Annotated in this window: 5 protein-coding genes; 2 read left to right on the forward strand and 3 right to left on the reverse strand. The window is 70.1% G+C overall.

Annotation, left to right across the window (positions count from 1 at the left end; all coding sequences use genetic code 11):
• Positions 1 to 126: 126 nt before the first annotated feature.
• From Cco03nite_RS41615 to dnaB, 3 genes are read right to left on the reverse strand one after another with little or no spacing between them, the layout of a single operon-like run.
• On the reverse strand, positions 127 to 426 hold the full coding sequence (locus Cco03nite_RS41615) for a DUF190 domain-containing protein (RefSeq protein WP_203699569.1): 300 nt from the start codon (positions 424 to 426) through the stop codon (positions 127 to 129).
• Positions 427 to 431: 5 nt separating this feature from the next.
• Positions 432 to 824 carry a fluoride efflux transporter CrcB gene (crcB, locus tag Cco03nite_RS41620; RefSeq protein WP_203699570.1) on the reverse strand — a complete coding sequence of 131 codons (393 nt, stop codon included), beginning with the start codon at positions 822 to 824 and terminating at the stop codon, positions 432 to 434.
• 16 nt (positions 825 to 840) lie between these two features.
• Positions 841 to 2,256, reverse strand: a complete 1,416-nt coding sequence (gene dnaB, locus Cco03nite_RS41625) for a replicative DNA helicase (protein WP_425546925.1) — start codon at positions 2,254 to 2,256, stop codon at positions 841 to 843.
• A gap of 306 nt (positions 2,257 to 2,562) precedes the next feature.
• Between dnaB and Cco03nite_RS41630 the strand changes: the two genes are divergently transcribed.
• Together Cco03nite_RS41630 and Cco03nite_RS41635 are read left to right on the forward strand one after the other, a co-directional pair.
• The gene (locus tag Cco03nite_RS41630) at positions 2,563 to 3,228 is read left to right on the forward strand and encodes a hypothetical protein (protein WP_203699571.1); all 666 of its coding nucleotides are present in this window, start codon (positions 2,563 to 2,565) and stop codon (positions 3,226 to 3,228) included.
• 169 nt (positions 3,229 to 3,397) lie between these two features.
• Positions 3,398 to 4,849, forward strand: coding sequence for a vWA domain-containing protein (locus Cco03nite_RS41635; protein WP_203699572.1), 1,452 nt, complete (start codon positions 3,398 to 3,400; stop codon positions 4,847 to 4,849).
• Positions 4,850 to 4,876 lie beyond the last annotated feature (27 nt).

A 4,876-nucleotide genomic window follows, 5' to 3' on the forward strand; every position in this document is an offset into this window, starting at 1 on the left:
CTCCGCTCGTCACCACGGCGCACCCCAGCCCACCAGGTTCGCTCGCAAGACTCGCTCACCGCGCCTCCTCGCTCCGCTCGTCACCACGGCGCACCCCAGCCCACCGGGTTCGCTCGCAAGACTCGCTCACCGGACCACCTCGACCGGGTCCAGCATGACCAGGCCTTCCAGGCTCAGCTCGGCCAGCTGGGGCAGGAAGCCGCGGATGCGCTCCTCCGCGTCGACGATGACGACCATCATGGGCAGCTCCTCGGCCAGCGAGAGCAACCGGTCGGTATGGATACGCGAGTGCGTGCCGAACCCCTCGACACCGCGCAGCACCGACGCGCCCGCCAGCCCGGCCGCGTGCGCCCGGTGCACGATCTCGGTGTACATCGGGCGGTGCCGCCACCGGTCGCCCTCGCCGACCAGAATCGTCAGGCGCAAGCCGTTCACCGTCGTACCAGCCATCTGGTCACCACCATCCCGCCGTACACCGCCGGCAGCGCGACCAGCAGCGTGCCCACCAGGTACGCCGCCGCGACCGCGACCGCTCCGGCGTCCGCCAACCGCACGATGTCGACGGTATAGGTGGAAAAGGTGGTGTACCCGCCCAGCACGCCGGTGCCGAGGAACGGCCGCAGCAGCCGCCGCCCCGGCCACACGTGCGTGACCAGTGCCATCAGCACCCCGATGAGCAGGCAGCCGGTGACGTTGACCAGAAAGATCCCCCAGGGGAACCCGGTGGGGGAGGGCGGCAGGAGCAGGCTCACCGCGTAGCGGCCCAGCGCGCCGAGCACACCGCCCGCGGAGATCACCGCGAGCACGTCCCACTGCCTGCGCACGCCGCCGGACCTGCGGTCAGATCGCCATGTCCACGAAGCGCGAGAAGTGCAGCTGCGCGGCGACGGTGATGGTGTCGGTGGGGCCGTTACGGTGCTTGGCCACGATGAAGTCGGCCTCACCCGCGCGCGGCGACTCCTTGTCGTAGTAGTCGTCGCGGTGCAGCAGGATCACGACGTCGGCGTCCTGCTCGATCGAGCCGGACTCACGCAGGTCGGACAGCTGCGGCCGCTTGTCGGTGCGCTGCTCCGGGCCACGGTTCAGCTGGCTGACCGCGATCACCGGGCACTCGACCTCCTTGGCCAGCAGCTTCAGGCCACGCGACAGCTCGGAGACCTCCTGCTGGCGGCTCTCGGTCTTCTTCGGCGAGCTCATCAGCTGGAGGTAGTCGACGACGATCAGCTTCAGGTTGTGCCGCTGCTTGAGGCGGCGCGCCTTGGCCCGGATCTCCATCAGGTTCATGTTGGGCGTGTCGTCGACGAAGATCGGCGCCTCGGAGATCTCGCCCATGCAGCGGGCGAGCTTGGTCCAGTCGTCGTCGGACAGCTGGCCGGAGCGCAGCACGTGCAGCGGCACCCGGGCCTCCGCCGACAGCAGACGCATCACGATCTCGGTCTTCGACATTTCCAGCGAGAAGATGGCACTGGCCATATCAGCCCGAACCGCAGCATGACGAGCAAAATCCATTGACGCAGTTGACTTGCCCAAACCGGGCCGGCCAGCCACGATGATGAGCTGGCCGGGCTGGAGGCCGCTCAGCAGCCGGTCCAGGTCGCTGAAGCCGGTCGGCACGCCGCGCATGCTGCCGTCGGCCGCGCCCACCGCCTCGATCTCGTCCAGCGTCGGCTGGATCATGTCGGCCAGGATCGCGAAGTCCTCGCTGACCCGGCGCTCGGTCACGTCGTAGATGGCCTGCTGGGCGAGGTCCACGACGTCGTCGACGTCGCGGCCCGAGCCGGCCGCGGAGCCGTAGCCCAGTTGCACGATCTTCGTGCCGGCCTCGACCAGGCGGCGCAGCACGGCGCGCTCGCTGACGATGCGGGCGTAGTAGGAGGCGTTGGCCGCGGTGGGCACCGTCGAGATGAGCGTGTGCAGGTACGGCGCGCCACCGATGCGGGCCAGGTCGCCGGCGCTCTCCAGCACCGCCGCGACGGTGATCGCGTCGGCGGGCTCGCCGCGGCCGTAGAGGCCGAGCACGGCGTCGAAGATGGTGGAGTGGGCGGGGCGGTAGAAGTCGTTGGCCCGCAGGATCTCGACCACGTCGGCGATGGCGTCCTTGGACAGCATCATGCCGCCGAGCACGCACTGCTCCGCGGCGACGTCCTGCGGCGGGGTCTTCTCGAAGGGCACCTGTTCGGCCGCCGGGGCTGCCTGGACCGCGGTGAACTGCCCGCGTACGCCGTCCCCGACCGATGTCACGGCGCCTCCCCTCACAACCCGATTCGATTGACCCTAGGCGCGTGAATCACCTCGCACAAACACCCGCGGGGACGAGGCTGGGGGCAACCTGTGGACAACCCGCTCCAGCCTGTGGGGGACCCTGTGCACAGGCTGTGGACAACCTTTCCCCACAGGCTGTGGATAACTCCCTGACCTGCTCTTTCACTCCACACAGGCTGTGCAAACAAGATTCTTTTCAAGATTTTTATCTGGCGTGGCGAGGGTCATAAGATCGCCAGTTGCCTATTCTCGCCGGTTCGGAGGATTGCTTCCGATATCGGTCTCCGCCAGGCTCCGACCGTGGGATATCCGGATTGGTCGTCACAGAACGACGGCTGGGGCGCGCAGCCGCACGCCGCGCCGAACGTCAGGGCGGGCAGCTGGCCGGGGCCGTCGGACCCCACCATTCCCCGGCAGCGCAACGCCGTCGACCGGTACGGCGCCGACGACTACGGCCCGCCCGCGGATCACGGCCAGGCCGCCGACTACGGCCCTGCCGCCGACGCGGGCTTCCACACGTACGTCACCGGCGAGAACTACGACGGCTACGACGACCGCTGGCCGGACAACCTGGCCAACGTCCGGACGCCGGAGACGCGTCAGGGCTACGGCGCCGGCTACGACGAGCCGTCCCGCACCGAGCGCGACTACTGGACCGCACTGCTCTGGGCCGCCGGCTTCTATGCCGTGCCGCTGCTGGTGCTGATCATGCGGGCGCTGCTGCTTTCCGGCGAAGCCGACCCGGCCTGCGTGGCGGCCGGGCTCGGCGGCTGCGAGTCGGAGCGTTCGGCCGCCCTCGGCGATCTCATCGCCGGGTCTCCGCGCTGGGGTCTGGCACTGCTCGGCGCCCTCGCCATGGCGGCGGTGCTGCGCTGGGTCAGCGACAGCTGGCGTCCGGCCACCATCGGCTTCTGCTCCGCCGTCGTGGCCGGTGGTGCGACGACTGTCCTGCTCAGCATCATCTGAGGCGTTCTCGCCAGATCACGGCGAGCGCACGGTTTGGTCACGACCGGTTCCGCTTTCGTCTCAGGTACGCCACGGAAGCGGTAAATGATCATCATTGCGCTTCCCATGAAGTCCGGTATCCGACTCGGCCGGAATCACCCGGCCCGGACCGGCTTCACGGGAGGTCCCGATGAGACTGAGAAGCTCCGCCGTCGTCGTCTGCACCCTGCTCGCCCTGGCCGGCTGCGGTTCGAACGACGCGCCGGACAGCTCCCCACATCCACCCAGCCGGGGCGACGGGGCGCAGAACGAGACCGGCCCGCAGCGGCCGTCGCGCGACGACCTGTCCACCTTCGCGCTCGACGTGGACACCGCCTCGTACGGCTACGCGGCCGGCCGCCTGCGCGACGGGCGACGGCCCGACCCGGACACCGTTCGCCCCGAGGAGTTCGTGAACTCGTTCGACCAGCACTACCCGCAGCCGAAGGGCGACGGCTTCGCCGTGCACGTGGACGGCACGCGGCTGCCCGCCTCGCACGAGGCCTCCCGGGACACCCGGCTGCTGCGCATCGGCCTGCAGACCCGCGGTGAGGACAGCGAGCAGCGCAAGGACGCCGCGCTCACGTTCGTCGTCGACGTGTCGGGGTCCATGGCCGATCCCGACCGCCTCGACCTGGTGCAGGACGCCTTGCATACGCTCGTGGACCAGCTTCGGCCCACTGACGCGGTGGCTATCGTGACCTTCAACGACCGGGCCAAGGTCGTCCGGGAGATGACCCGGGTCGCCGAGAAGCAGCGGCTGCACGACGCGATCGACTCGCTGCGGGCCGGCGGCAGCACCAACCTCGGCGACGGCCTGGTCACCGGGTATGAGACCGCGCGCGACGGCTTCCGCGAGGGCTACAGCAACCGGGTCATCCTGCTGTCGGACGGTCTGGCCAACACCGGCACCACCGATGCCGACCGGATGCTGCGCCAGGTCCGCGAGGAGGCGGACAAGCAGATCGCGCTCCTCGGCGTCGGTGTCGGCAGCGACTACGGCGACGAGCTGATGGAGCGGCTGGCCGACCGCGGCGACGGGTTCGTGGTGTACGTCTCCGAGCGCCGCCAGGCCCGGGACGTCTTCGTGCGGCGGCTGCCCGCGACGCTGGCGCTGCGCGCCCTGGACGCCAAGGCGCAGGTGCAGTTCGACGCCAAGACCGTGTCGTCGTACGAGCTGGTCGGGTACGAGAACCGGCAGGTCGCCGACGAAGACTTCCGCAACGACCGGGTCGACGGCGGCGAGGTCGGCCCCGGGCACTCGGTGACCGCCCTCTACCTGGTGCGGCTCAAGCCGGAGGCCACCGGCCGGGTCGCGGAGGTGCGGGTGCGGTGGCTGGACCCGAGCACGAAGCAGCCCTCCGAGACGTACGAGTCGATCGCGGTCGGCGACCTGTCCGGCGAGTTCGCCTCGGCCGACCCGCGGCTGCGGGTCTGCTACGCGGCCGCCTTCTTCGCCGTGGCGCTGCGCGGCGGTGACGGCGCCCGCGCGGTGAACCTGGCCGACCTCGCGAAGATCGCCGACGACGCCGCCACCCGGCTCGACGAGCGCCCGGTCGACGACCTCGCCGACCTCATCCACACCGCCCAGCGCTTGTCCTGACGACCCCCACCACCGGCCGCAACTCTT

The sequence above is a fragment of the Catellatospora coxensis genome (genome assembly GCF_016862635.1).
Classification (GTDB): Bacteria; Actinomycetota; Actinomycetes; order Mycobacteriales; family Micromonosporaceae; genus Catellatospora; species Catellatospora coxensis.